Origin of the sequence: Streptomyces sp. NPDC047971, from assembly GCF_040653355.1 — a bacterium.
Taxonomy (GTDB): Bacteria; Actinomycetota; Actinomycetes; order Streptomycetales; family Streptomycetaceae; genus Streptomyces.
The window spans coordinates 68308-92263 of the sequence record NZ_JBEZNW010000027.1 but is presented as its reverse complement, the minus strand read 5'-3'; the positions used below and the strand labels follow the sequence as shown (position 1 = coordinate 92263).

The window sequence follows — 23956 nt, the reverse complement described above, 5'->3', positions numbered from 1 at the left end:
CATTCGGTGGGCGTCGGGCGCCGTTCAAACCTAAACTTGGGTGGAAAACGCCCAAATCCCTGGGAGAACCCACATGCCAGGCGCGATCCACGCCGAGGGTCTGGTGAAGACATTCGGCGACGTACGAGCTCTGGACGGCGTCGATCTCGACGTACCCGAGGGCACGGTCCTGGGCCTGCTCGGCCCGAACGGAGCGGGGAAGACGACGGCCGTACGCGTCCTGACGACGCTGCTCCAGCCGGACAGCGGAAAGGCGACCGTCGCCGGGATCGACGTCCTCGAACATCCCAACGAGGTCCGGCGCTCGATCGGCCTCTCCGGCCAGTTCGCGGCCGTCGACGAGTATCTGACAGGGCGCGAGAACCTCCAGATGGTCGGCCAGCTCTACCAGATGGACGCCAAGCGGGCGAAGGTCCGGGCGGGCGAACTGCTCGACCGCTTCAACCTCTCCGACGCGGCCGACCGCACCGCCAAGACGTACTCCGGCGGCATGCGCCGCAGGCTCGACCTCGCCGCCGCCCTGGTCGTCTCGCCGCCCGTGATGTTCATGGACGAGCCGACGACGGGGCTGGACCCGCGCAACAGGCAGGCGCTGTGGGAGGTCATCCAGGAACTGGTCGCGGGGGGCACCACCCTGCTCCTGACGACCCAGTACCTGGAGGAGGCCGACCACCTGGCCGACGACATCTGCGTCATCGACCACGGCAAGGTCATCGCCCGCGGTACGTCGGACGCGCTCAAGGCCCAGACGGGCGGCGAGCGCGTCGAGGTCGTCGTCCACGAGCGGGAGATGATCGCCCCGGCCCGTGACGTCCTCGCGCGCTACGGACTGGCGGGCATCGGCCACGGCGAGGTCTCCGTCGAGAACCACACCCGCAAGCTGACCGTCCCGGTCACCGGCGGCGCGAAGCTGCTCGCCGAGGTCATCCGCGACCTGGACACCGTCGGGGTCGAGATCGACGACATCGGACTGCGCCGGCCCACCCTCGACGACGTCTTCCTGTCCCTGACCGGCCACACGGCCGAGCGGGAGGACGAGGAGAACGGCGGGGCGCCCCAGGACGCCAAGGGCCGCAAGCGCGAACGCAAGGAGGCGGTGAAATGACCGCGGTGAACGACGCCGTCGCGGCTCCCCGCCCGCGCGGCCGTGTCTCCCAGTCCGTCGGCGACTCGCTGGTCGTCGCCAAACGCAATCTGATCCGGATGACCCGGATCCCGGAGATGATCATCTTCGGGATGATCCAGCCGATCATGTTCGTGGTGCTGTTCAGCTACGTCTTCGGCGGCTCCATGAACATCGGGGGCTCGACCTCCCCGGAGGTCTACCGCGAGTTCCTGATGGCGGGCATCTTCGCCCAGACCGTCACCTTCGCCACGGCCGGCGCGGGCGCGGGCATCGCCGACGACATGCACAAGGGGCTCATCGACCGCTTCCGCTCCCTGCCGATGGCCCGCGGAGCCGTCCTGACCGGCCGGACCCTGGCCGACCTGGTGCAGACCACCCTCACGCTGGTGGTCCTCGCGATCGTCGCCCTGCTCGTCGGCTGGCGGATCCACGAGGGCGTCCCGAAGGCGCTGGCCGCGTTCGGGCTGCTGCTCCTCCTCGGCTACGCCTTCTCCTGGATCGGCGCCCTGATCGGCCTCTCGGTCCGCACGCCGGAGGCGGCCACGTCCGGCGGCCTGATCTGGCTCTTCCCGGTCACGTTCATCTCGAACGCGTTCGTGGACTCCAGCCAGATGCCGTCGTGGCTGCAGCCCATCGCCGAGTGGAACCCGTTCAGCGCGACGGTCCAGGCCTGCCGCGAACTGTTCGGCAACCCGGGCGTCTCCCCGTCGGACGCCTGGCCGATGCAGTACCCGGTCTGGGCCTCGCTGATCTGGTCGGTCCTGATCATCGTGGTGTTCCGGACGCTGTCGGTACGGAAGTACCGGTCGGCGACCGTCTGACGCGCGAGGCGCGAAAGCCGAAGGGCCGGACCCCCTGAGGGGTCCGGCCCTCCGGCCGAAGAATCGGGCTCAGCCGGTGTACGGCTTGGCGCTGAGGATCTTCACGGTGGCCTTCTTGCCGTTCGGCAGCTCGTACTCGGCGTCCTCACCGGCCTTCTTGCCGTGCACGCCGACCCCGAGCGGGGACTGCGGCGAGTAGGTCTCGATGGAACCGCTCGCGTACTCGCGGGAGGCGAGCAGGAAGGTCATCGTGTCGTCCTCGTCGCCGTCGAAGGCGATCGTCACGACCATGCCGGGCTCGACGACGCCGTCGTCCGCCGGCGCCTCGCCGACCTTGGCGTGTTCGAGCAGCTGGGTCAGCTGGCGGACCCGGAGCTCCTGCTTGCCCTGCTCCTCCTTGGCCGCGTGGTACCCGCCGTTCTCGCGCAGGTCGCCCTCCTCGCGCGCCGCGGCGATCTTGGCGGCGATCTCGGTTCGCGCGGGACCAGACAGGTACTCCAGCTCGGCCTTGAGCTGGTTGTACGCCTCCTGGGTGAGCCAGGTGACGTTGTCGCTGGTCTGGGTCACAGGTGCTCCTCGTAGGTACTGGGAATACAAAGCATCGCCCTACCCAGAAGGATTGTCCTTCCTGGGCGGGCGAAACCACGAGCCTAACAATTAGTGGCGAAAAGGGGGAGGACATCAACCATCAAGATGGCGTCGCTCCTGGTCAGCGCTGGAAACGGTGTTCGACACGCCACCCGTCCCCTACCCACAGCTACTGCGGCGTACACCCCACGAGCTCGGCGCTCGTCGCCCGCGCGGTGGTGCGGATCGACCAGACGCGGTCGACCCGGTCGGCGGCCTCGTCGACGGTCACGTCCTTGCGGCCCACCTCGGCCCCGTCCTCGGAGCGGGAGCGCAGCGTGCAGACGCCCGTGACGCCGGTGTCCTTGCGCACCTCCAGGTGCACCTGCACCTCGGTGTCGCTCACCACGTCGAACTTGATCATCTCGGCGCTGATCCTGCTCTCGCCGACGTAGTGCCAGCCGAACCAGCCCAGAACGCCCAGGAACAAGGCCCCGAGCACGGCGCCGGCGATCTTGAGCTTGCGGTCGGCGCGCGCGTCCGCGGAGCGGCCGTAGCGCCCTTCGGGCAGCTGCTCTCGCACCGCGCTCATGATCGATCCTCTCGCCGCCGGGGCACCCGGAATTTTCCGCCCCCCGGTTCCGTCACTATAGAGACCTGCCTCCGCGACGAATCACTGAGGATCGAGTCTTGACTGAGCAGCTGCGACTGATGGCCGTTCACGCCCACCCCGACGACGAGTCGAGCAAGGGCGCGGCGACGATGGCCAAGTATGTGTCCGAGGGGGTGGACGTGCTCGTGGTCACGTGCACGGGCGGCGAGCGCGGCTCCATCCTCAACCCCAAGCTCCAGGGTGACGCCTACATCGAGGCGAACATCCACGAGGTCCGCCGCAAGGAGATGGACGAGGCCCGCGACATCCTCGGGGTCGACCAGGAGTGGCTCGGCTTCGTCGACTCCGGCCTGCCGGAGGGCGACCCGCTGCCGCCGCTGCCCGAGGGCTGTTTCGCCCTGGAGGACGTCGACACGGCCGCCGGCGAGCTGGTCCGCAAGATCCGCTCCTTCCGCCCGCAGGTCATCACGACCTACGACGAGAACGGCGGCTACCCGCACCCCGACCACATCATGACCCACAAGATCACGATGGTGGCCTTCGACGGAGCCGCGGACACCGAGAAGTACCCCGAGGACGAGTTCGGACCGGCCTTCCAGCCGCAGAAGCTCTACTACAACCAGGGCTTCAACCGCCCCCGCACCGAGGCCCTGCACCAGGCGCTCCTCGACCGGGGCCTGGAGTCGCCGTACGGCGACTGGCTGAAGCGCTGGGACGAGTTCGAGCGCACGGAGCGGATCCTGACCACGCACGTCCCGTGCGCCGACTTCTTCGAGACCCGCGACAAGGCCCTGATCGCCCACCGTACGCAGATCGACCCGGACGGTGGCTGGTTCCGGGTGCCGATGGAGATCCAGAAGGAGGTCTGGCCGACGGAGGAGTACGAGCTCAGCAAGTCGCTGGTGCCGACCTCCCTCCCCGAGGACGACCTCTTCGCGGGCATCCGCGACAATGCCTGACATGAGCGCACACCTGGCACTGACCCAGCTTGTCCCCTTCGCCGCCGAAGAGCTGGACAAGAACAAGGTGACCCCCGGCGTCCTCGGCTTCGTCGTCTTCGCGGTGATGGCCGTGGCCGTCTGGATGCTGATGAAGTCGATGAACCGCCACATGGGCAAGGTCTCCTTCGAGGAGGCCCCGGACCCGAAGGGCGCCGCGCCGGCGAAGAGCGGCACGGCCGCGCGGGAGTAGCGCGGACCGCCGCGGCGCGGGCCCTCCCTCGGGAGGGCCCGCGCCGCGGCGACCCCGGGCCCCGGCGCCGCACCGCGACACGGGCCTCACACCACCTCCAGCGGGACGCCCATCACCTCCCGGGCATGCCGGTTCGGCACCATGCCCAGGTCCCAGGCCTGCCAGCCCGCGTCGAGCTGGACGCCCCGCTCCAGGACCACGGCGTACGCCTCCGCGCAGTCCTCCACCTTCCCGTCCCGCGTCGGGTGCCGGTCCTCGACCAGCCGCGCCAGCTCCTCCTGGGCGACGACCGCCCCCACCTCCGCGCCACCCGGCGACCCGTACGGCAGCAGCGTGCAGCGCAGGAAGCGGGCCCAGTCGGCGCCCCGCCGGTCTCCGTACGACAGGAAGAGCGCGGTGGCCTCCCCGCACAGCTCCAGGGCCTGAGCGACCTTCCCGTTGCCGGCGTCGACGATCGCCAGCTCCAGGCAGGTCCAGCCCTCGCCATGGGCGACCCCGATGCGCTGGAAGTCCGCCCGGGCGTCGACCAGCAGCTGCCGGGCGAAGCCGGAATTGCGCAGGTTGCCGGTCTGGGCCGCGCGCTGGTCGCGGGTGACCCGGCCCGAGTGATGCCGGGCACAGGCGAGCCCGTACACGTCCCGCATCCGCGAGAACATCGTGCGCGCCCGCTCCAGCTCCCGTACCGCCTGATCCAGGTCCCCGCGCTCCTCCAGCGCATGCCCCAGGTAGTAGAGCGTCCACGCCTCGCCCCGCGCGTCCTCCTGGTCACGGTGGCGGGAGAGCGCCTGCCGCAGGCCCTCCACCGCGGGTGCGATCTCGCCCTCGACGAGCCGCGCGCGGGCCAGCTGCGTCAGCGCCCACGCCTCGCCCCGCCCGTCGCGGGTGCGGCCGTACTGGTCCAGGGCCGCCCGCAGCTCGGCGTCGGCCCGCTCCACGTCGCCCATCCGCAGACACACCTGGCCCAGCTGGAAGTGCGCCCATGCCTCACCGTGCAGCGACTCGTTCTCCCGGTGCAGCTCCAGGGCCGTGTGCAGCAGGGCCAGCGCCTCGGCCAGATTGGCCCGGTCCCGCTCGACCGCCGCCAGCGCATGCAGGGTCCAGCCCCGGTCCGCGGCGAGAGAAGCCGGCTCCTGGAGCACCAGGGCCTCCCGCAGCTTCGCCGACGCCTCCGTCAGATTGCCCTGGTGGTGCAGGGTGATCCCGAGCGAGCAGAGCGCGAGCGCGGCCCCCGCGTCCTGGTGCGCCTCCTGGTAGAGCGAGACCACCGAGGTCAGCGTGGTGCGCGCCTTGTCGAGCTCGCCGAGCTGGCGGGCCGCGATACCGGTCCGCCACTGCACCGACCGGGACAGCAGCCCCTGTCCGACCGCGTCGGTCAGCTCGTTGATCTCGCCGAGCCGGTACAGATCGCCGCGCAGCAGGCAGTAGTCGCAGAGCGCGCCGAGCAGATTCAGCACCGTCTGCTGGTCGACGCCCTCGGCATGCCGCAGCGCGGCGGTGATGAAGCTGGACTCCTCGTCCAGCCAGCGCAGGGCCGCGTCCAGCGAACCGAAGCCGTGCCCGCCGAAGCGGTCCGCGCGGGTCGACATCTTGCCGTCGACCATCCGGATCACCGCGTCCGCGAGCTCCGCGTAGTTCTGGATCAGCCGCTCCTGCGCCGCCGCGATCTCCGCCGCGTCCTCCTCGTCCTGGAGCCGGGCCGCCGCGAAGCCGCGCACGGAGTCGTGCAGTCGGTAGCGCTCTCCCCGGACATGGTCCAGAAGCCCCGCCTCGGCCAGTTCCCGCAGCAGCCGGGCCCCCTCCTGACCGCTGCCGCCCAGCAGCGCACCGGCCGCCGCCGCGCCCAGAGAGGCCCGCCCGGCGAGCGCGAGCCGGCGCAGCAGCCGCCTGGCGTCCTCGTCGAGATCGGTGAAGTACCGCACGGACAGCGCCCGTTCGACGGCTCCGGGTCCCCAGTCGGGCCGGGCCAGCAGCTGTGCGAGCTCGCCCATCGAGCGCCCGCCGAGCGAGGACCCCGCCACCCGCAGCGCCAGCGGCAGCCCGGCGCACGACTCCCGGATCCGGTCGAACGCCTCGGAGTCGTACGGGCCGGGGTCGGGCGCCCCCGCCGCCTCCCGCAGCAGTTCCTCCGCACCCCCCGCGTCCAGCGCGGCCACCGGCAGCCGGTGCACGGCCGCCGGCACGTCGGGAGCGAGGTCCAGCGGCTCCCGGCAGGTGACCAGGACCAGACTGTCCGAGCGCTCCGGCAGCAGCGTGCGGACCTGCTCCGCCTCCACCGCGTCGTCCAGGATCACCGTCACCGGCAGCCCGGTCAGATGCTGGTGGTACAACTCCGCCAGCCTGCGCACCTGTTGCTCCGCCGACGACCGCTCGCGGAACAGCAGCTGCTCGCGCGGCGCGCCCAGCCGGTTCAGCAGGTGCAGCAGCGCCTCCCGGGTCGACAGCGGCTTCTCGCCGCGCGTCCCGCCGCCCCGCAGGTCCACCACGCACGCCCCGCGGAACTGGTCCCGCAGCGCGTGCGCCGCCCGCACGGCCAGCGTCGTACGGCCCGAGCCCTGTTCCCCGTACAGCATCACGACCGTGGGCCGGGTCTGTGTCGACGCCCGGCCCGCCTGCACCCACTGGGTGATCTGGGCCAGCTCGGCGCGCCGACCCGCGAACGGCCCGCCGGGGTCCGGCAGGTGGCCGAACGACTGCTCCAGCACGGTCCGTCGCCGCGCCGCCGCACTGCGGTCCGAGCCGCGCAGCTGCGCCACGACCTTCTGCGGCGGCTTCTGCGTGCTCGCCAGCAGGACCCGCTGCTGGTCGAGGAAGGGCCGGACACCCCGTACGTCCAGCGCCGTCAGCCACTGCAGCCGCAGCTGCTCGGGTCCGCCCGGCTGGCCCAGGGCGCCCGCGCGGCGGTGTGCCGCCGGCCAGTGCGCGGCCGTCACCTTCAGGACGGTCGCCGCGGCGCCCGCGACCGCCACCACGGCGCCGGCGCCCAGAGCCGTACCGGCCGCCGTGCCGAGGGCCAGGTCGGCACCGAAGGCCGCCGCGGCGGCAACGGCCGTGACCAGCGCGGGGGTTCCGACGGCCTGTCTGCTGAACCGATCCGCCAGGGACTGCCGCCCGGCCTCGGCCTCCTCCAGTGCCCGCAGATACGCGGTGTACTCCTCGCCCGCACTCGTCGCCATGGTGTCCAGCGCGGCCCGGCCGCGTGCCAGCAGTGCCGTGGAGTCGAAGCGGCCTCCGGAGCGCCGCACCTCCTCCTCCACGGCGCGTGCCAACAGCCGTTCGGCATCGGCCCGGTGGCTGTCCCGCATGTGCGTCCCCCTCCGAGAGCTTCCGGTTCCGGCGACAAGTGTCCTGCGTGACGCGCGTCGGCGCGAGGGAGCGGGGCGATCGGCCTCCCGAACGCCTGCTCCCCGAGCCCCCGTCCGATGGCGTTCATCTGCCGAATACCGCGTCCGAGTGACGACCCGGAACCAATCCCCTCGCGGCCAGTTGATCAGCGTGCTTCGGCTAACGGAGCATTCCAGGGCCCTCGAGCTCAAGAAGGAAGACTCGTGATCAAGAAGGTTCTTGCTACGGCGGCGGTTGCGGCCACGGTCGCCGGCATGTCCGCGACGACCGCGATGGCGGCCGGCAACGACGGCGCCAGCGCCAATCTCATCGGCAACCAGTCGAAGCAGTCGATCGGCAGCAACTCGACCGACGGCTACTTCAGCCCGAACTTCGGTCTGGTCAACGGTGGCGTCCTGCACTGCTTCGACATCCAGAAGCTGCAGGCGCAGGTGCCGATCGCCGCCCTCATCGGCGTCTCCGTCCCGGTCCAGGACGTCCTCGGCAACCCGCAGGCCAACCAGACCTGCACCCAGAACTCCGTGCAGCAGAAGGGCGACGACGCCCTCTCGCACATCCTGGGCGAGGTCCTCTCCCAGAACGGGAACGTCGGCGGCTGACGCCACCGGTTCCGCTGAAGCGGCCCCGATCCTCGCAGAGCCAGTGCGAGGATCGGGGCCGCTTCTCGTATCAGTGCCCCGATCGCGCGCCGCCCACCCGTGGCGTACGGGCGGTGTTTCCCCGGGTGCGCGAGGATGGGGCCATGCCGAACAGACTGGCCCATGAGACGTCCCCGTACCTCCTTCAGCATGCCGACAACCCGGTCGACTGGTGGCCCTGGTCGGCCGAGGCGTTCGAAGAGGCGCGCCGTCGCGACGTCCCCGTGCTGCTCAGCGTCGGCTACAGCAGCTGTCACTGGTGCCACGTGATGGCCCACGAATCCTTCGAGGACGACACCACCGCCGCCTACGTCAACGAGCACTTCGTCGCCGTCAAGGTCGACCGCGAGGAGCGCCCCGACGTCGACGCCGTCTACATGGAGGCCGTCCAGGCCGCCACCGGGCAGGGCGGCTGGCCCATGACGGTCTTCCTCACCCCGGACGCCGAGCCGTTCTACTTCGGTACGTACTTCCCGCCCGAGTCCCGGCACGGGATGCCCTCCTTCGGCGATGTCCTCGACGGCGTCTCCCGTGCCTGGACGGAGCGCCGCGACGAGGTCGGCGAGGTCGCGGGGAAGATCGTCAAGGACCTCTCCGCGCGCTCCCTCGCCTTCGGCGGCGACGGCGTCCCCGGTGAGGCGGAACTGGCCCAGGCGCTGCTCGGCCTGGTCAGGGAGTACGACGCGACACGCGGCGGGTTCGGGGGCGCGCCCAAGTTCCCGCCGTCGATGGTGCTGGAGTTCCTGCTGCGCCACCACGCCCGTACGGGCGCCGAGGGCGCCCTGCAGATGGCCTCCGACACCTGCGAGGCCATGGCCCGCGGCGGCATCTACGACCAGCTCGGGGGCGGCTTCGCCCGCTACTCCGTGGACCGTGACTGGGTCGTCCCGCACTTCGAGAAGATGCTCTACGACAACGCCCTGCTCTGCCGGGTGTACGCGCACCTGTGGCGCGCCACCGGCAGCGACCTGGCCCGCCGGGTCGCCCTGGAGACCGCCGACTTCCTCGTCCGCGACATGCGCACCCCCGAGGGCGGCTTCGCCTCCGCGCTCGACGCGGACAGCGACGACGGCACGGGCAAGCACGTCGAGGGCGCCTACTACGTCTGGACCCCCGCCCAGCTCGCCGACGTCCTCGGCGCGGACGACGCCGCCCACGCCGCCGCGTACTTCGGCGTCACCGAGGACGGCACCTTCGAGGAGGGCGCCTCCGTCCTCCAGCTCCCGCAGGACGCCGGTGTCGCGGACGCCGACAGGATCGCCTCGATCAAGGAGCGCCTGCTCGCCGCCCGCGACCGGCGCGAGCGTCCGGGCCGCGACGACAAGATCGTCGCGGCATGGAACGGACTGGCGATCGCCGCGCTCGCCGAGACCGGCGCGTTCTTCGACCGCCCCGACCTGGTCGAGCGCGCCACGGAGGCCGCCGATCTGCTCGTACGGCTGCACATGGGCGCGGACGCCCGGCTGGCCCGCACCTCCAAGGACGGCCAGGTCGGCGCCAACGCCGGTGTCCTGGAGGACTACGCCGATGTCGCCGAGGGCTTCCTGGTGCTCGCCGGGGTCACGGGCGAGGGGGTCTGGCTGGAGTTCGCGGGGTTCCTGCTCGACATCGTCCTGGACCAGTTCGTCGCCGAGGGCGGGGCGCTGTACGACACCGCGCACGATGCCGAGACGCTGATCCGCCGGCCCCAGGACCCCACGGACAACGCGGCCCCGTCCGGCTGGACGGCCGCCGCCGGCGCGCTGCTCTCCTACGCGGCCCACACCGGCTCCGAGGCCCACCGCACGGCCGCCGAGGGCGCGCTCGGAGTGGTCAAGGCGCTGGGCCCGCGCGCTCCCCGGTTCATCGGCTGGGGGCTCGCCACGGCGGAGGCCCTGCTCGACGGGCCCCGTGAGATCGCGGTGGTCGGGCCGGCCGGCGACGACACCGCCCAGGCCCTGCGCCGTACCGCCCTGCTGGCGCCGACCCCCGGCGCGGTGCTCGCCTTCGGTGCCCCGGACGGCGAGGAGTTCCCGCTGCTCAGGGACCGCCCGCTGGTGGACGGGGGAGCGGCCGCGTACGTCTGCCGTCACTTCACCTGCGACGCGCCGACGACGGATCCGGCGGAGCTGGCCCGCAAGCTCGCGCGCTGAGGCGGGCCGGGCCGTCGGCGACGCGACGGCCCGGGCGTCACGGGCAGACGAGCGAGGCACCGCCGGCCGGCCGGTATTCGCCGAGGCCCCGCGGGATCTCGCTCGTCTGCCGCGGCGGGGCCTTCGGCAGCGGTCGTTCGTCCCGGAGCGCGGCGAAGATCTCGGCCGCGTGCTTCTCGTTCCAGGCGACACTGGAACCGACGCCGCTGATCAAGGGGTTGAAGCGACGGATCGGCACGGTCGCGAACTCGGTACGGTCGGGGGTGAGATCACGCAGTCGTGCCGCGAGCGTGACCATCTCGGCCACGGACAGCGACCGTTCCGTCCGCGCCGTGCCGCGCAGCGTCGAGGCCAGCGTCCACAGCCGGGCGGGATCCTCCAGGACACCCGTCCGGATCGTCCGCCACATGTTGAGCGCGAACCTCTGCTGCTTCTGCATCCGTCCGAAGTCCATGTTCCCGTCCCGACGCGAACGCACGTACTGCAGCGCCTCGCCGCCCCTGACGGCCTTCGTCCCCGGAGCGAGGTCGATCCCGGTGACCGGGTCCTTGAGCGGCTGCGCGGTACAGATCGGTACTCCGCCGTCGACCCGGTCCACACCGTCCATGAAGCGCCGGAAGTCGATCTCCAGGTAGCGGTCGACGGTGGTGCCGGTCATCCGCTCGACGGCTTCGAGCGTGTGCTTCGGTCCGCCCTCGGTGTGCGCGGCGTTGAGCTTCGCCGGGTGCGCGCCGTGCGTCTTCCCGGTCCGCTGGTCCACATGGCCGGCGGGGAAGGAGGTGAGCGAGTCGCGGGGCAGACTCACCACGCTGACCCGGTCGTTGCGGGCGGAGACGTGCACCAGCATCATCACGTCCGTGCAGTCGCAGCCCTTCCCACCTGCGTGGTAGCGCTTCATCTCCGCCGCCGTGAGGCCCTCCCGGCTGTCGACGCCGGCCACGAGGACGGTGAGCCCGCCGTCCGGACCGGGCAGGGCGGCGGGGGCTCCGGCGATCGCCCCCGAGGCGAGCGCGACGAGCGCCGCCGAGGCGAGTACCAGCCTGCGCGGGCGCGGCAATTTCCTGACGGACACGGGAGTCTCCACCGGGTGGGAATCAATAACGCCCGCACCGTATGCCGTTGCCCGTCGCACACAGGTTCGCGACGCGACGTGGCCCGGTTGAATCACTCTCCTGCGGGGTCTGTGAAATGATGCGGGAACCACAGCGCATGGGAGGGAAAGATGGCACCCGATCCCGGGAAATGGGAGCGGATGGCCTTCATTCCGAAGAGCCGTTATGTGGCGGACCCGCCGCCACCTGTCGAACGGGGCCCGGTCCCCGTCTACTCCTTGCTGGTCCAGCAATGGGCCCTGGCGGGCCGGACGGTGCCCGGGATGCCGGACCGTGAGTGGGAACGTCTGACGACGACGCCGGTCTGGCCGCGCTGACTCCGGCCGAGGACGCAATGGGGTGAATACCGCTCCATCGGCGATAGGCCGGTTTCCTTTTCGGGGCATGGTCGTTGTGATGTGTGCGGCGGAGGCCGGGTGTTGCAATGCACCGGCGATTCGCGAGATCCGTGAAATTCCGTCCGCCGCGGAAAGGACTCAGACGAAATGAAGTGCAAGAAGGCTGCGGTCGTCGTCGCCGGTCTGTTCATGGCCCTGGGTGCGGCCTCCCCCGCGCTGGCCGACGCCGACGCGCACGGCCTGGCCGTCGGTTCGCCGGGTGTGCTGTCGGGCAACGTGGTCCAGGTTCCGATCAACATTCCGATCAACGTCTGCGGCAACACCGTGAACGTGATCGCGGCGCTGAACCCGACGGCCGGCAACGTCTGCATCAACGACTGACGTCGCGTCACCACGCGCTCGGCAGTTCCTGAGGCCGGTCCGGCCGGACGTCTCCGACGTCCGGCCGGACCGGCCTTCGTCATGCCCGGGCCGCGGGCGTCCGCTCGCCGCCCGTACGCGGACGGCCCACCGTGCCCCGCGCCGTCGCCCGCAACCGCTGCCGCACGCCCCGCACGAGGCGCCGCGCGGTGTAGTCGGCGCCGAACACGAACCGCATCGACGGGCCGTACGACGGAGCGGTCAGCAGACCCGCGAGGAACAGCCCCGGCCACGAGGACTCGAAGAACGCCCCCACCTCGGGCGCCCCGCCCCCGCCGACCGTCCGCAGCGCTCCGCGCAGTCCGGGGGCCAGCACCTCCGCGCGCGCCAGGCTCGGCGCGAAGCCGGTGGCCGCGATGACGTGGTCGGTCTCCAGCGTCGTCGTCCCCTCGGGACCGGCCACCTCCAGCCGCAGGCGGTCGTCCCCGGTGGGGGCCGCGGAGACGATGTGCCGCCCCAGGCGCACGTCGCTCACGGCCGCGAACCGCTCCCGGAGCCACCACGCGCCGGCCGGGCCGAGCGCCGAGTCGAAGACGCGCTCGCGGGTGGGGGCGGGCAGACGCCGGAAGAGCCCGGGAGTCTCCGCGTACAGCCGGTTGTGCCAACCGCAGCCCAGCCCCGTGTGGGGGGCGCGCAGCGACTGCCACAGACCGCGGTCGAGGGCGGGCGGGAGGGTGTTCCAGTTCAGCCGGTCCGAGCGGGCGAGGATCCGGACGGTCGCGCCCTGTTCGGCGAGGATCGCGGCGGTCTCCAGAGCCGCCTGACCGGCGCCGACGACGGTGACGTCGCGACCGGCGAAGCCGTCCAGCTCCCCGTGGTGACTGCTGTGGGTGACGCGGTCGCGCGGAAGTCCGCGCAGGGGTTCGGGGATCTCCATGAACGGCAGGACGCCGACGGCCAGCGCCACCGTCCGCGTACGGAGGGACTCGCCGTCCTCCGTGACCACCTCGTACCCCTCGGCGTGCGGTGCGACGGAGGCGATCAGGCGCTCGTCGAGCGCGGGGACCGCCTGACGGGCGAACCAGTCGCCGTACGCGGCGAAGAAGCCGACCGGCAGCGGGACTCCGTGGTCGGCGCGGACGCCCCTGGTGGCAGCGTAGGCGTCGAGCCCGTACACGCCGGCCGGGTCGGAGAGATGGGAGGCCCAGGGTTCGGACTTCAGGAACATGGCCGAGGGCATGGCATGCCAGGACTCCATCGGGCGGCCGAAGATCCGCAGGTTCAGACCGTGGGCGGCCGCGTGGGCGGCCACGGACAGTCCGTAGGGTCCGGCTCCCACAATGACCAGGTCGTACATCGTGCCTTCCGTCCTCAACGTCGGTTCATCTGGCTGGAGGGGGTGCGGGCCGCCGGTGGCGACACGGCGGTCACGGCGCGCGGGCGGCCGGACCGGAGCGATCGACGGAGCGTCATCAGGCCCTTGCGCAGCACGTGCAGGAACCAGGCGCGGGCCATCGAGAGCGCCGGAGCCGGATCGTCCGCGGCGAACCAGGCGGTCTCCGTCCCCGCGCGCGGCAGGCCGGGCTCCGCGGAGTGCCGACGGCGGGGGGAGGTGAGCACGGACAGCGCCGCGTAGTTCTCGACCACGAATCGGCGTCCGTACGCGGGGGTGTGGGTCGGGACCGGGCGCCCGGTCAGGTCCAGGTGCATCGCACGGACGACATCGAGGCCGTCCCCGTCGGCGAAGAGCCGGAACTGGGCGCCGGGCCGGGGGTTGAAGTCGAGCAGGTGATACGTGCCGGTGGAGCGGTCGAGCCGGAAGTCCAGGTCGAACACGCCCCGGTAGCCGAGCGCGGCCAGCAGATCGCCGGCCATCCGCTCGACCACCGGATTCGCCGCCCAGCGGCCGACGGCCGTGAGCCCGGCCCCGTCGGGCCACGACCGCTCCTTGAGTCCGGTGGCCCGCACCGCGCGGCCGCCGTCGGAGCTCGCGTAGCCGTGGCAGAACCAGTCCAGGTCCCGCCCGGGCGGCAGCAGCGCCTGCACCAGCAGCCTGCTGCCGGCCTCCTCGGTACGGGCGAACAGCGCGCGCACCTCGGCGGGTGAACGCGCGATCGACGTGCTGCGCAGCCCGGTTCCGGGCGGCAGCAGCCAGGGGCGGCTCCACTTCGTCACGACCGGCAGCCCGAGCGACCAGGCCATGGCGGCCGCCTCGTCGGCGCTGGTGGGGATCTCTGTGCGGGGGTGGGGCAGGGACAGGACCCGGCAGGTCTCGGCGAGTTCCGCCTTGTCGGCGACGCGGAGGAGCTGCTCCGGGGACTGGTCGGGCAGGAGGTACCGGTCCGTCAGTTCGGTGCGGTGCGCGGCCAGCGCCAGGGCGCTGATGTCGTCCAGGGGGACGAGGAGAGCGGGCGCCCGCACGTCGTCGGCGAGCCGTAGGAGACGTCGGGCGAGCGCGTCGGCCTCGTCGTCGGGCGACGCGGTGTCGGGGCGGAGGTGGACGCCGTGGACGTACCGGGACCGGGCGGCGGGACTCGTGAGTGATTCGGGCACCGCGTGGACCGGGATTCCCGCTCTTCCCAGGGAGCGGGCGGCGCCGAGCGTGCCGTGATGAAAAGGGTTCCGATCGAGCCGCACGAGGACTGCGGGGACGCGGGTGTCAAAGCTCGGCACGCCATTCCTTCATGTCGAGTGCCCCAACTGGGCGATGAAATACACCAATGGACTACTGATCAGTTCGCTGCTGCGTTCACGGTCGGCTCATTAGGAATACTTTCGGAGTATCCGACTGACGGACCATCAAGCGGCGCGAATCGTGAAGGAGTGGCCATGGCCGACCGAAAGAGGAAGTCTTCGAGTGTGTGGCTGGGGGTGTTCACCGCAGGTCTCCTTGCCTCAGGTTCTGTCGTGCTGTCCTCTCCCGCTCACGCCGCCGAATCCGTAACGACACGGGACCCCGAACCGACTCTGTCCACGGCAATGGGCGCGTTCCTCGAATCCGGACCGGTCGGCGTCGGCCGGATCGGCCAGCTGGAACGATGGCTCGGCGGACGGGAGCTCCGCGTCGGGCACACGTACCTCCCCGGGGACCTCTGGTCGAACATCGAAGGCCCTCCGGGCTTCCTGGACGCCTGGGCGGACTGGCGCAACGAGCAGGCCGACCGGCTGTTCGTGCTGAACGTGCCGATGCTGGAGCGGAACGAGGCCGGCGTCTCCGACCACGAGGTCCGCCGCCAGCTCCAACTCGGTGCGGCGGGGTACTACGACCACCACTTCCGGACCCTGGCGCAGCGCCTGGTGGACCTGAACGCCACCGACACCGTCATCGTCCTGGGCTGGGAGATGAACGGCACCACGTACACGCACCGGTGCGCACCGGACCCCACGTCGTGGAAGAAGTACTGGAACCGGATCGTCACCGCCATGCGGTCCGTTCCCGGACAGGAGTTCCGCTTCGACTTCAACCCGAGCCGAGGACGGGACGCCATTCCGTGGACGGAATGCTATCCGGGTGACGACGTGGTCGACATCATCGGAATGGACTCGTACGACCAGCCGCCCGGGTCCAGTTTCGAACAGCACGTCAGCGAGCCGTACGGGCTGCAGAAGCAGGTGGATTTCGCGGCCGAGCACGGCAAGCCGATCTCCTATCCGGAATGGGGACTCTTCCGGAACGGCGACAACGCCACGTACATGCGGCGGATGCTCGAATGGATGAACAAGCACAAGCCGCTGTATCACACGATCACCGACTACTGCCCGCACGGCGTCTGGCAGTGCGACGACAATCCGAAGTCGGCGCAGGTCTTCCGGCAGATGCTGTACGGCGCGGAGCCGGAGGTCCCGGAGGTCCCCGAACTCCCGACCGAGCCCGAGGTGCCCGAGGTACCCGAGGTACCTGAGGTGCCCGAGGTGCCCGAGGTACCTGAGGTGCCCGAGGTACCTGAGGTGCCTGAGGTACCGGTGGAGCCTGAGCTGCCGGTCGAGCCGGAGATCCCGACGATCCCGCAGCCGAAGCCCGAGCCGAAGCCGGAGCCCAAGCCGGAGATCCCGACGATCCCCGAGCCGAAGCCTGAGCCCAAGCCTGAACCGAAGCCGGAGATCCCGACGATCCCCGAGCCCAAGCCCGAACCGAAGCCTGAGCCCAAGCCCGAACCGAAGCCTGAGCCCAAGCCGGAACCGAAGCCGGAACCGAAGCCGGAACCGAAGCCTGAGCCCAAGCCCGAGGTGCCCAAGCCCCAGGTGCCGAAGCCCCAGGTACCCAAGCCCGAGGTGCCGAAGCCCGAGGTGCCCAAGCCCGCGCCCAACTGCTGGACCGTGAACCTCGGTTCGTGGGTGGAGAGCTGGATCGGCGGTCCCGTCTGCGTTCCCAAGGCCGAGTGGAAGGAAGGCTGGATGGACGACGACGCCGACACCAACGACAGCTGGGAGGACATCCTGGACGGCGACGCCTGGCCCTTCTGATCAGCGAAGGGCCCGGCGGAACCCCACGGCGGCGGCGGAGGAGATCATCCTCCGCCGCCGTTCGTCCTTCCCGGCAGCCGGGAGAGCACCCGCCCCACCCAGGCCCGCTCCCGCGCCTGCCGAGCTGCCCAGCGCCGTCCGTCCGCCGCACCCGCCCACAGCCACAGCACCGGCGCCGCCCACCGCCCCGCCAGCATCAGCCGCTGGTTGGGAACGGCCTCCGGACGCCAGTGCCGCTTGTACGGTTCGTTGCCCCGCAACATGCTCAGCGTCGCCCGACCGCTCGCGCTCGTCTCCCGCGCCCCGTGGCGCAGCAGCATCGTCGCCACGTCGATCTTGCGCGCCCGCAGCTCCGGATCGGCGCCGTACAGGTAGCCGCCCGCGAGCCGCGGCGACATCAGCGTCAGATCCGCCGCGACGACATCGCCCGCGAGCCGGAACTCGGTCACCCGCGCGTCTCCGCGCTCCACCATCGGCCGCACCGCCCGCGCCAGGTGCTGCGCGAACCGGTCGCTGGTGTGCTCGACGGTCACGCCCCGCCCCTGCCACTGGAGCTGGTGCAGCCTCAGCAACCGGGCGAGGGCGGCCGGCACCTCCTCGCCGGGCACGACGCGTTCGTCGATGCCGAGCGCGTCCAGTTTGCGCAGCTTGGCCCGCACGCGCTGGGCCTTGTTCGACGGAATCCTTTCGAGCAGGGCGTCCATCGGCACCGCGGGCAGCTCCAGACAGAGCGAGTCCGCAAGCCGGCGGCGCGGACCCCGCCAGCGGGCGAAGACCCGCTCGGCGGCGGCCCCGGGGCGCACCTCGCGCAGGTCCACCACCGCGCCGCGCGCGGCCCGCGCCAGTGCCGCGGCGAGCGCGGGCGCCGCCTCGGGGCACGCGTCGTCGAGCAGGACGTCGGTGAAGTCCGTGATCGCGCCGCCGAGCGGGCTGAGGACCGGGAACGGGCCGTGGGCACGCATCAGGGGCGCCGCCGCGACCAGTTCGCCGTCCCGTCGCCGTACGAGCACCACGCGCAGCGCCCCCGGCCGTCCGTACGACACCCACCAGGAGTGCAGCCAGGAGTGGGACTGGAACGGGGTGGCCGTGGAACACCGGGCGTAGAGCGACGCCCACCGCTCGCCGAGCCGGCCGAACTCCTCGCCGTCCCGGCAGATCTGGGTGCTCAGCCCGCTCGGGGTCACACCGCCTCCGGTTCCGGCTGGTGCTGGGCGCTCGCCGGGCCGGGAACGGCGGCGGACGAGGACTGCCGGGAGCTCGGTGCCTCGGCACGCACCTCGGGCCGCGTCGGCACCGCGCTCTCCGTACGCCGTCCGCGCTGGGGGCGCACCAGCAGCGCGAGCCCGCCCAGCAGGCCGCCCGCGCAGCCGCCGACCAGCGCGGACAGCGGGGCGGAGGGCGAGACCGGGTCCACCGGCCGGTTCGCCCGGGAGAACTGGACCACCTTCACACCCGTGCTCCCGGCGACGTGCGAGCTGTTCAGCACGAGCGCCCGGGCGACGCCGTCCGCCATCGACACGGCCCGGCCCGGCTTCGCCGCCCGAGCCGTGATGGAGATCATCGGCGCGTCCGGTGAGGTCGCCGCCTGCACGCTGGACCGCAGCGTCTTGGCGGACACCCCGGCCCACACCTGCGCGTCGCCGGTCACCGCGATGTCGGTGGCGACCCGCCCGTACGCCTGGGCGAAGCCGAGCGCGGCCGCCGGGTCGGACTTCTCGCCGGGGACCACGATGACGTAGCTCGTCGCCGCGTACTCGGGCGCCTTCAGCGCGCCGTACCCACCGCCGAGCGTGGCGCCGATCAGCACGGCGGCGGGCAGCACCCACGACCGGCGGGGGGTGCGCAGCACCCTCCTGAGGGGTGACCGTGGTCGGGAGAGCGGGCTGGGACTCAAGGGGCTCATCGAGGTGGAGCTGGGGCTGGGGCTTGAGCTGGGGCTCATGGGTGTCTCACTTCGCGAGGAGAGGGGATGCCGTGGACGGCCTGTTCGTAGAGGGACATCAACTGCCGGGCGCTGTGCGCGATGTCGTAGCGGCGAGCCGCCTCGGGCTGCGGCAGCCGGGCGGGACGGGCGTCCCGGACGGCGCACAGCGCCGACACCAGCTCGGGTACGGACGTGCCGATCCGCCGCGCCCCCGGGGCCGCGTCCGGCGGCAGGTCGTCGATGGCCGGGCAGGCCACGTACAGCACCGGGAGGCCGGCGGCGAGCGCCTCGACGACCGCGAGCCCGAAGGACTCGTCGGGGGAGGTGGAGACGAAGGCGTCCATCGCCGCGAGGAGCGAGGGCAGGCCGGGCCCGCCGGACGTCACGGACGGCGGGTCCTCGCAGGCGCCCGCGAGGAGGACCCGGCCCGCCGCCCCGCACTCACCGGCCAGCGCGCGCAGCCGCTCGCGCTCCGGGCCCTCCCCGACCAGCAGCAGCCGCGCCCGGGGTACCGAGGCCACCGCGCGGACCAGCCGGTCGAAGCGCTTCCCGGGCACGAGCCTCCCCACCCCGCCGACGACGAAGGCGTCCTCCGGCAGTCCGAGCACCTTCCTCGTCATCCGCCGCGCGTTCTCGTCGTGGTCGAACCGTGCCCGCTCGATGCCGTTGGGGACGACATGGACACGGGACGCGGCCACGCCCCACGTCTCCAGCCGGCGGGCGACGCTGGGCGAGACGGCGACCGTGGACGTACCGAGCCGCTCGGTGGCCCGGTACAGCGCGCGGGTGCCGGCGGAGAGCGGTCTGCCCTCGATCTGGCTGTCGCCCAGGGAGTGTTCGGTGGCGAGGACCGCGCGGACCCCGGCGAGCCGGGCCGCGATCCTTCCGTAGACGCAGGCCCGGTACAGATGGGTGTGGACGAGGTCGTACCGGCCCCGGCGGACGATGCCCGTGAGCCGGGGCAGCGCGCCCAGGTCCCGGTTGCCGGCCATGCCGAGATGGACGACCGGCACCCCGTCGGCCACGATGCCGTCGGCGACCGCGCCCGGGTTGGTGAGGGTGACGACCTCGCTCCGTACCGGCAGATGCCGCAGCAGCAGCCGCAGTTGCTGCTCGGCGCCGCCGATCCCGAGTCCGGTGATGATGTGCAGGACCTTCATGAGACCTCCGCCCCGGCAGCCCCCGCAGCCCCCGCCGGCCGGGCTTGCGCCGGGACCGGTGCCGCGACCGAGCGGCGGCGCAGCGGGTGCAGGAGGCGCTTGGCGGTGAGCCGCCAGGAGGTGTCCCGCTCGCCGACATGGATACGGGGCAGTGCGAGCCCGCAGGTCAGCGGACCGGGGGAGATGGCGCAGCCGTGGCGGTAGCCGGCGTCGCGCACCGCCTGGACCGCGCGGGCGTCGACGTCTCCGTACGGATAGCAGAAGCCGTCCACGGTCGTGCCGGTGATGTCCCGCAGGAGCTCGCGGCTGTGGCGGGTCTCCTCGGCGAGGGCCCCGTCGTCGAGCGAGGGCAGCGAGACGTGCCGCAGCCCGTGCGAACCGATCTCCATGCCGGCCTCCGACACGCGCAGGACGTCGTCCTCCGTCAGCAGGGCCTTGCGCGGTCCGTCCGTGTCCCAGCCGTTCTCCCCGCCGAGACGGCCGGCCAGGACGTAGACGGTGGCGGTGAAGTCGTGGCGGCGCAGCAGCGGGAGGGCCGAGTCGAGGAAGTCGGCGTACCCGTCGTCGAAGGTGATGCCGACGAGCCCGCGGGCCCGTCCGGCGGCCCTCGCGGCGAGCAGCTCGCGCACGGACACGCCCCGCAGCCCCCGGTCGTTGAGCCAGTGCAGCTGCCGCGCGAAGCGGACGGGGGAGACCGTCACCCGGTACGGATCATCCGTGGTGTCGGCGATCGAGTGGTACATCACCACCCACGGGGGCGGCTTCGGCAGCAGTCGACGAATCGCGGCGCGTGGCGCCGTGGCAGCGGGCATGGGCGAGCCTTCGTGATGCGGTGCGGGTGAGGGGTGGGATGTCCGGCGCGCCGGCGGCGCAGGCGAGGAAGAGGAGGAAGACGGCGACGGCGGCGACGGCGGCGACGGTGACGGACAGCAGCGGGGGATCGATCCACAGCGAGCAGAGCCAGCCAGCGGCCGTGGCCCAGGCCGCGGCGGTGGCCAGCCGCAGCAGCCCCTCCCCGAGGTAGCGGATGCGGACCGGGATGGCCTGGCGGCGGGCGCCGAGCAGCAGCATCACGGCGGTGAGCGTGATGCCGAGGGCGTTGGCGGCGGCGATCCCGACGGCGCCCCACAGCGCGGCGCCCGGGACACCGGCCACCGCGGTCACGACGAGTCCGGCGAACATGGCGGCGGCCGGGTACCAGAGCGGGTGAGCGGCGGAGAAGTAGCAGCGCACGAGCGCGCCGACCATCGTCTGCCCGAGCAGGCCGAGGGCGTAGACCCGCATCACGGCGGCGGTCGCCGCCGTGTCGTCGGCGTCGAAGGCGCCCCGCTGGAAGAGGAGTTCGACGATCTGCGGGGCCGCGGCGATCACCACGGAGGTGCCGGTGAGGACGACCACGGCGGCCAGCAGCAGGTCCCGCTCGACGCGGCGGCGGGCGCCGTCCCTGTCACCCGCCGCCATGGCGCGGGCGACGACCGGGAAGCTGACCGTGCAGAGCATCAGGGAGAGGATCATCGGCATCTGCGCGACCTTCTGCGCGTAGTTCAGATGTGAGATCGCGCCCGCGGGCAGCGGCGAGGCGAGGAAGCGCTCGATGAGGATCTGGGACTGGCGGGAGACGGCGAAGGCGATGACCGGGGCGATGAGCCCGAGCACGAGGAGGCGCCCGCCGTCCCCGGCCGGCGCGTCCCCCCTCGGCACGGGCGCGCCGCGCAGCTCGCGGAGCAGGTAGGGCGCCTGGACCGCCACCATCAGCGCGCCGCCGACGGCGACCCCGGCCGCGGCCGCCCGTACGCCGAAGGGTTCGCGCAGCACCAGGATCGTGCCGATGATGCCGACGTTGTAGGCGACGTAGATCGCCGCCGGCGGCAGGAAGGAGCCGTGTGCGCGCAGGGCGGCGGAGCAGTAGCCCGCGAGCGCGAACGTCAGCACGCACGTCGCCGTCAGCCGGGTGCAGTCGACGGCGAGCTGCGGATCGGGAAGGCCGGGGGCCAGCGCGCCGACGAGCGCCGGCGCCGCGATGACCAGGAGCCCGGCGACCGCGCTCATGGCGAGCGCGAGCCGGGGCAGCGTGGAGCGTACGAGGGTACGGACGGGGTCCCCGAAGAGGTGGCCGCCTCGCCGCGCCAGCGCGCGGCTGAAGGCGGGCACCAGGATCAGCGCCATCGCGTCCTCGATGAGCAGCGTCGAGGCGAACTCGGGCACGGTCCAGGCGACCAGGAACGCGTCGGTTTCGGCCCCCGCGCCGAAGAAGTGCGCCAGGATCTGGTCCCGTACGAGCCCGAGCACCGCCCCGGCCGCGGTGAGCCCGGCGGTCACGGCCGCGGCCCGCGCGAGGAACCTGCCGGAGGCGGAGCGCTCCTGCCCGGCCCGCCGCGCATGTGCGCCCCGCCGTGGCGTGGAGAACCGGCCCCCCGAGCCGGGCGGCCCCGTCCGCCGCTGGTGTGCCGATCCGGCGGGGCCCGCGACCGTCGAGGGCGTGGCCGCCGCGCCGCGCCGCATGCCTCCGGCCCCCGTCGCTCCGGCCCGTACCCCGCCCTGGACGCTGTCCACGGCCCGGTCCGCCGTGGCGGGCGCCCCGCCGCGGGGGCTCCACCCCGTCGCGGTGTGGCGCGCCCGCTCGTCCGGAGCCGCACCGTGCCGGGCTCCGGCCCCCGCCACCGGCGCCGGGGCGGCGGTGCCGGCCCAGCGCCAGCCGCCGGCGGGGGTGGCGGCCGTCGCGTGGTCGGTCATGGACCACGGGTCCACGTGCGGCCACACCCAGCCTCCCGGCTCCTCCGCCCCCGCACCCCGGTCGACGCCCTCCGGATGCCGCACACGGTCCGTGGACTCCGGTTCCCCGCCCCAGGGGTCACGCACGCTTCACCGCCGACAGCGACCACCACGCCGCGAGACCGAACACGACCGACATCAGGACCGTGGACGGCCCGCCGATGTCCGCGTAGAAGAAGTCGATGAGCTGCCAGGAGAGCAGCCCGATCGCGACCAGCGCGCAGTCCGCCCCCCACGCCCGTCGCCGCAACGCCCCCACCAGCAGCGCCGTCCAACTGCCCGCGAGGGCCAGGAGACCGACGAGACCCTGCTCGCAGAGCACCAGCAGATACATGTTGTGCGGGGACAGCAGCGGCTGACGCCGGAACAGCGCCCCCGCGCCCGCGGTGTCGCTGCCCGACGACAGCGCGAGCGAGGCGTTGGAGTCGCGGTACGCCGGAAATCCCTTCAGGCCCACGCCGGTCAGCGGTTCCGAGCGCCACATCCGCCCGGCCGCGGCCCACATCGTGTACCGGTCCGTCACCGACTGGTCCGGCGCGCCCGCCACCTGCGTGATGCTGGTGACCCGTTCCTTCACCATCGCCGACCCCACACCGAGCCCGCCCACCAGGACCACCGCGAGCGCGCCCGCCACGAGCGCCACCCGCCCCGCCCGCCGCAGCCCCGACAGGACCAGCTGGATCGCGACGGCCAGGACCGTCGCGATCCACGCGCCCCTGCTGAAGGAGAGCATCAGCGGCAGGAACAGCAGACCCGCGCAGACCAGGGCGGCCGTACGGACCCGCCCCCGCCCGCTGCCCAGGGCGATCCCGGTGACGACGACGAGGCCGTACGAGACGACCGTCGCCATCCCCATCACATCCGTCGGCCCGAACGTCCCCACCGCCCGGATGTCCTCGCCCTGGTACGACGCGCCCGTGCCGGTCAGGTACTGCGTGACCCCGACCGCGCCCTGGAGCAGCGCCAGACCGACCAGCGCCCACGCGACGAGCGCGAAGTCCCGCCGGTCGCGGATCATCAGCAGCACGGCGGCCGGGACGAGCACGAAGACCTGGAGGTAGCGCGCCACCCCCGGCAGGCTCGCCGCCGGGTCGCTCGACGTGATCGCCGCCAGACAGATCCCGAGGACCGGCAGCCCGATCACGACCGCCGCCGCCCGGCTCAACGGCCGGGCCCCGCTGCGCAGGACGCGCACCAGGCAGATCAGCACGAGCAGGCCCGAGGCCGCGTCCGCGAGACCCCCCGTCCCCCCGGTTCCCCCCTCCGCACCGCCCGCCGCCGGCACGAGCAGCAGCGCGATCACCGCCAGGACGGGGGAGAGGGACCAGGCCCTGCGGGCCCAGTCCCATACCTCCCACCGCTCCGCCGCCGCCATCGGCACCGTCACGGCCGTCGC

20 protein-coding genes and 1 pseudogene are annotated in these 23956 nt (G+C 72.6%); 9 read left to right on the top strand and 12 right to left on the bottom strand.

What is annotated here, in order from left to right:
• Positions 1-73 precede the first annotated feature (73 nt).
• Positions 74-1105, top strand: coding sequence for an ATP-binding cassette domain-containing protein (locus AB0D99_RS24245; protein ID WP_362365872.1), 1032 nt, complete (start codon positions 74-76; stop codon positions 1103-1105).
• The gene (locus tag AB0D99_RS24240) at positions 1102-1947 is read left to right on the top strand and encodes an ABC transporter permease (protein ID WP_362365869.1); all 846 of its coding nucleotides are present in this window, start codon (positions 1102-1104) and stop codon (positions 1945-1947) included. The genes AB0D99_RS24245 and AB0D99_RS24240 overlap by 4 nt, the downstream gene beginning before the upstream one ends.
• A 69-nt stretch (positions 1948-2016) precedes the next feature.
• Here the strand turns inward: AB0D99_RS24240 and greA are convergent, their stop codons facing one another.
• Both greA and AB0D99_RS24230 read right to left on the bottom strand, forming a co-directional pair.
• The gene (gene greA, locus AB0D99_RS24235) at positions 2017-2514 is read right to left on the bottom strand and encodes a transcription elongation factor GreA (RefSeq protein WP_362365866.1); all 498 of its coding nucleotides are present in this window, start codon (positions 2512-2514) and stop codon (positions 2017-2019) included.
• 190 nt (positions 2515-2704) lie between these two features.
• Positions 2705-3106, bottom strand: a complete 402-nt coding sequence (locus tag AB0D99_RS24230) for a DUF4307 domain-containing protein (RefSeq protein ID WP_362365864.1) — start codon at positions 3104-3106, stop codon at positions 2705-2707.
• A gap of 98 nt (positions 3107-3204) precedes the next feature.
• Between AB0D99_RS24230 and mca the strand changes: the two genes are divergently transcribed.
• Both mca and AB0D99_RS24220 read left to right on the top strand, forming a co-directional pair.
• Positions 3205-4086, top strand: coding sequence for a mycothiol conjugate amidase Mca (gene mca, locus AB0D99_RS24225; protein WP_362365861.1), 882 nt, complete (start codon positions 3205-3207; stop codon positions 4084-4086).
• Between the two features lies 1 nt (position 4087).
• Positions 4088-4318: a hypothetical protein gene (locus AB0D99_RS24220; protein WP_362365858.1), complete on the top strand. Its 231-nt coding sequence runs from the start codon at positions 4088-4090 to the stop codon at positions 4316-4318.
• An 86-nt stretch (positions 4319-4404) separates the two neighbouring features.
• On the opposite strand, the gene AB0D99_RS24215 is transcribed toward AB0D99_RS24220, so the two are convergent.
• Positions 4405-7620 (bottom strand): tetratricopeptide repeat protein, encoded by a 3216-nt coding sequence (locus tag AB0D99_RS24215; protein ID WP_362365855.1) that lies wholly within the window; start codon positions 7618-7620, stop codon positions 4405-4407.
• A 243-nt stretch (positions 7621-7863) separates the two neighbouring features.
• Between AB0D99_RS24215 and AB0D99_RS24210 the strand changes: the two genes are divergently transcribed.
• Both AB0D99_RS24210 and AB0D99_RS24205 read left to right on the top strand, forming a co-directional pair.
• Positions 7864-8259, top strand: coding sequence for a rodlin (locus tag AB0D99_RS24210; RefSeq protein WP_362365852.1), 396 nt, complete (start codon positions 7864-7866; stop codon positions 8257-8259).
• A gap of 143 nt (positions 8260-8402) precedes the next feature.
• Entirely contained in the window at positions 8403-10430 is a 2028-nt protein-coding gene (locus tag AB0D99_RS24205; RefSeq protein ID WP_362365849.1) for a thioredoxin domain-containing protein, read from the top strand.
• Positions 10431-10467: 37 nt separating this feature from the next.
• Here the strand turns inward: AB0D99_RS24205 and AB0D99_RS24200 are convergent, their stop codons facing one another.
• Positions 10468-11502, bottom strand: a complete 1035-nt coding sequence (locus AB0D99_RS24200) for an LCP family protein (RefSeq protein WP_362365846.1) — start codon at positions 11500-11502, stop codon at positions 10468-10470.
• A 150-nt stretch (positions 11503-11652) separates the two neighbouring features.
• Between AB0D99_RS24200 and AB0D99_RS24195 the strand changes: the two genes are divergently transcribed.
• Both AB0D99_RS24195 and AB0D99_RS24190 read left to right on the top strand, forming a co-directional pair.
• Positions 11653-11859, top strand: coding sequence for a hypothetical protein (locus tag AB0D99_RS24195; protein ID WP_362365843.1), 207 nt, complete (start codon positions 11653-11655; stop codon positions 11857-11859).
• 168 nt (positions 11860-12027) lie between these two features.
• The gene (locus AB0D99_RS24190; RefSeq protein WP_362365840.1) at positions 12028-12261 is read left to right on the top strand and encodes a chaplin; all 234 of its coding nucleotides are present in this window, start codon (positions 12028-12030) and stop codon (positions 12259-12261) included.
• Between the two features lie 79 nt (positions 12262-12340).
• Here the strand turns inward: AB0D99_RS24190 and AB0D99_RS24185 are convergent, their stop codons facing one another.
• Together AB0D99_RS24185 and AB0D99_RS24180 are read right to left on the bottom strand one after the other, a co-directional pair.
• Positions 12341-13597 (bottom strand): FAD-dependent oxidoreductase, encoded by a 1257-nt coding sequence (locus AB0D99_RS24185; protein WP_362365837.1) that lies wholly within the window; start codon positions 13595-13597, stop codon positions 12341-12343.
• 14 nt (positions 13598-13611) lie between these two features.
• Positions 13612-14793 carry an ATP-grasp domain-containing protein gene (locus AB0D99_RS24180; protein WP_362365834.1) on the bottom strand — a complete coding sequence of 394 codons (1182 nt, stop codon included), beginning with the start codon at positions 14791-14793 and terminating at the stop codon, positions 13612-13614.
• 426 nt (positions 14794-15219) lie between these two features.
• On the opposite strand from AB0D99_RS24180, the pseudogene AB0D99_RS24175 reads away from it, so the two are divergent.
• Positions 15220-16068 (top strand): annotated as a pseudogene (locus AB0D99_RS24175) (glycosyl hydrolase); the annotation flags it as partial.
• Positions 16069-16748: 680 nt separating this feature from the next.
• On the opposite strand, the gene AB0D99_RS24170 reads toward AB0D99_RS24175, so the two are convergent.
• The 6 genes from AB0D99_RS24170 to AB0D99_RS24145 form a co-directional block, all read right to left on the bottom strand.
• Positions 16749-17861: a GNAT family N-acetyltransferase gene (locus AB0D99_RS24170; RefSeq protein ID WP_362365941.1), complete on the bottom strand. Its 1113-nt coding sequence runs from the start codon at positions 17859-17861 to the stop codon at positions 16749-16751.
• Between the two features lie 23 nt (positions 17862-17884).
• The gene (locus AB0D99_RS24165; RefSeq protein WP_362365938.1) at positions 17885-18607 is read right to left on the bottom strand and encodes a lipopolysaccharide biosynthesis protein; all 723 of its coding nucleotides are present in this window, start codon (positions 18605-18607) and stop codon (positions 17885-17887) included.
• 35 nt (positions 18608-18642) lie between these two features.
• The gene (locus tag AB0D99_RS24160; protein WP_362365831.1) at positions 18643-19788 is read right to left on the bottom strand and encodes a glycosyltransferase; all 1146 of its coding nucleotides are present in this window, start codon (positions 19786-19788) and stop codon (positions 18643-18645) included.
• The gene (locus AB0D99_RS24155) at positions 19785-20600 is read right to left on the bottom strand and encodes a polysaccharide deacetylase family protein (RefSeq protein ID WP_362365828.1); all 816 of its coding nucleotides are present in this window, start codon (positions 20598-20600) and stop codon (positions 19785-19787) included. The genes AB0D99_RS24160 and AB0D99_RS24155 overlap by 4 nt, the downstream gene beginning before the upstream one ends.
• Entirely contained in the window at positions 20500-22521 is a 2022-nt protein-coding gene (locus tag AB0D99_RS24150; protein WP_362365825.1) for a lipid II flippase MurJ, read from the bottom strand. Before AB0D99_RS24150 ends, AB0D99_RS24155 begins: the two co-directional genes overlap by 101 nt.
• 118 nt (positions 22522-22639) lie before the next feature.
• Positions 22640-23935 (bottom strand): O-antigen ligase family protein, encoded by a 1296-nt coding sequence (locus tag AB0D99_RS24145; RefSeq protein WP_362365935.1) that lies wholly within the window; start codon positions 23933-23935, stop codon positions 22640-22642.
• Positions 23936-23956 lie beyond the last annotated feature (21 nt).

What these genes read in the sequence shown, in the direction of transcription:
- AB0D99_RS24245 (WP_362365872.1), top strand. Translation starts at nt 74, where the DNA reads ATGCCAGGCGCGATCCACGCCGAGGGTCTGGTGAAGACATTCGGCGAC.
- AB0D99_RS24240 (WP_362365869.1), top strand. Translation starts at nt 1,102, where the DNA reads ATGACCGCGGTGAACGACGCCGTCGCGGCTCCCCGCCCGCGCGGCCGT.
- AB0D99_RS24230 (WP_362365864.1), bottom strand. Translation starts at nt 3,106, where the DNA reads ATGAGCGCGGTGCGAGAGCAGCTGCCCGAAGGGCGCTACGGCCGCTCC.
- AB0D99_RS24220 (WP_362365858.1), top strand. Translation starts at nt 4,088, where the DNA reads ATGAGCGCACACCTGGCACTGACCCAGCTTGTCCCCTTCGCCGCCGAA.
- AB0D99_RS24215 (WP_362365855.1), bottom strand. Translation starts at nt 7,620, where the DNA reads ATGCGGGACAGCCACCGGGCCGATGCCGAACGGCTGTTGGCACGCGCC.
- AB0D99_RS24205 (WP_362365849.1), top strand. Translation starts at nt 8,403, where the DNA reads ATGCCGAACAGACTGGCCCATGAGACGTCCCCGTACCTCCTTCAGCAT.
- AB0D99_RS24195 (WP_362365843.1), top strand. Translation starts at nt 11,653, where the DNA reads ATGGCACCCGATCCCGGGAAATGGGAGCGGATGGCCTTCATTCCGAAG.
- AB0D99_RS24190 (WP_362365840.1), top strand. Translation starts at nt 12,028, where the DNA reads ATGAAGTGCAAGAAGGCTGCGGTCGTCGTCGCCGGTCTGTTCATGGCC.
- AB0D99_RS24185 (WP_362365837.1), bottom strand. Translation starts at nt 13,597, where the DNA reads ATGTACGACCTGGTCATTGTGGGAGCCGGACCCTACGGACTGTCCGTG.
- AB0D99_RS24165 (WP_362365938.1), bottom strand. Translation starts at nt 18,607, where the DNA reads ATGAGCCCCTTGAGTCCCAGCCCGCTCTCCCGACCACGGTCACCCCTC.
- AB0D99_RS24160 (WP_362365831.1), bottom strand. Translation starts at nt 19,788, where the DNA reads ATGAAGGTCCTGCACATCATCACCGGACTCGGGATCGGCGGCGCCGAG.
- AB0D99_RS24155 (WP_362365828.1), bottom strand. Translation starts at nt 20,600, where the DNA reads ATGCCCGCTGCCACGGCGCCACGCGCCGCGATTCGTCGACTGCTGCCG.
- AB0D99_RS24150 (WP_362365825.1), bottom strand. Translation starts at nt 22,521, where the DNA reads ATGACCGACCACGCGACGGCCGCCACCCCCGCCGGCGGCTGGCGCTGG.
- AB0D99_RS24145 (WP_362365935.1), bottom strand. Translation starts at nt 23,935, where the DNA reads ATGGCGGCGGCGGAGCGGTGGGAGGTATGGGACTGGGCCCGCAGGGCC.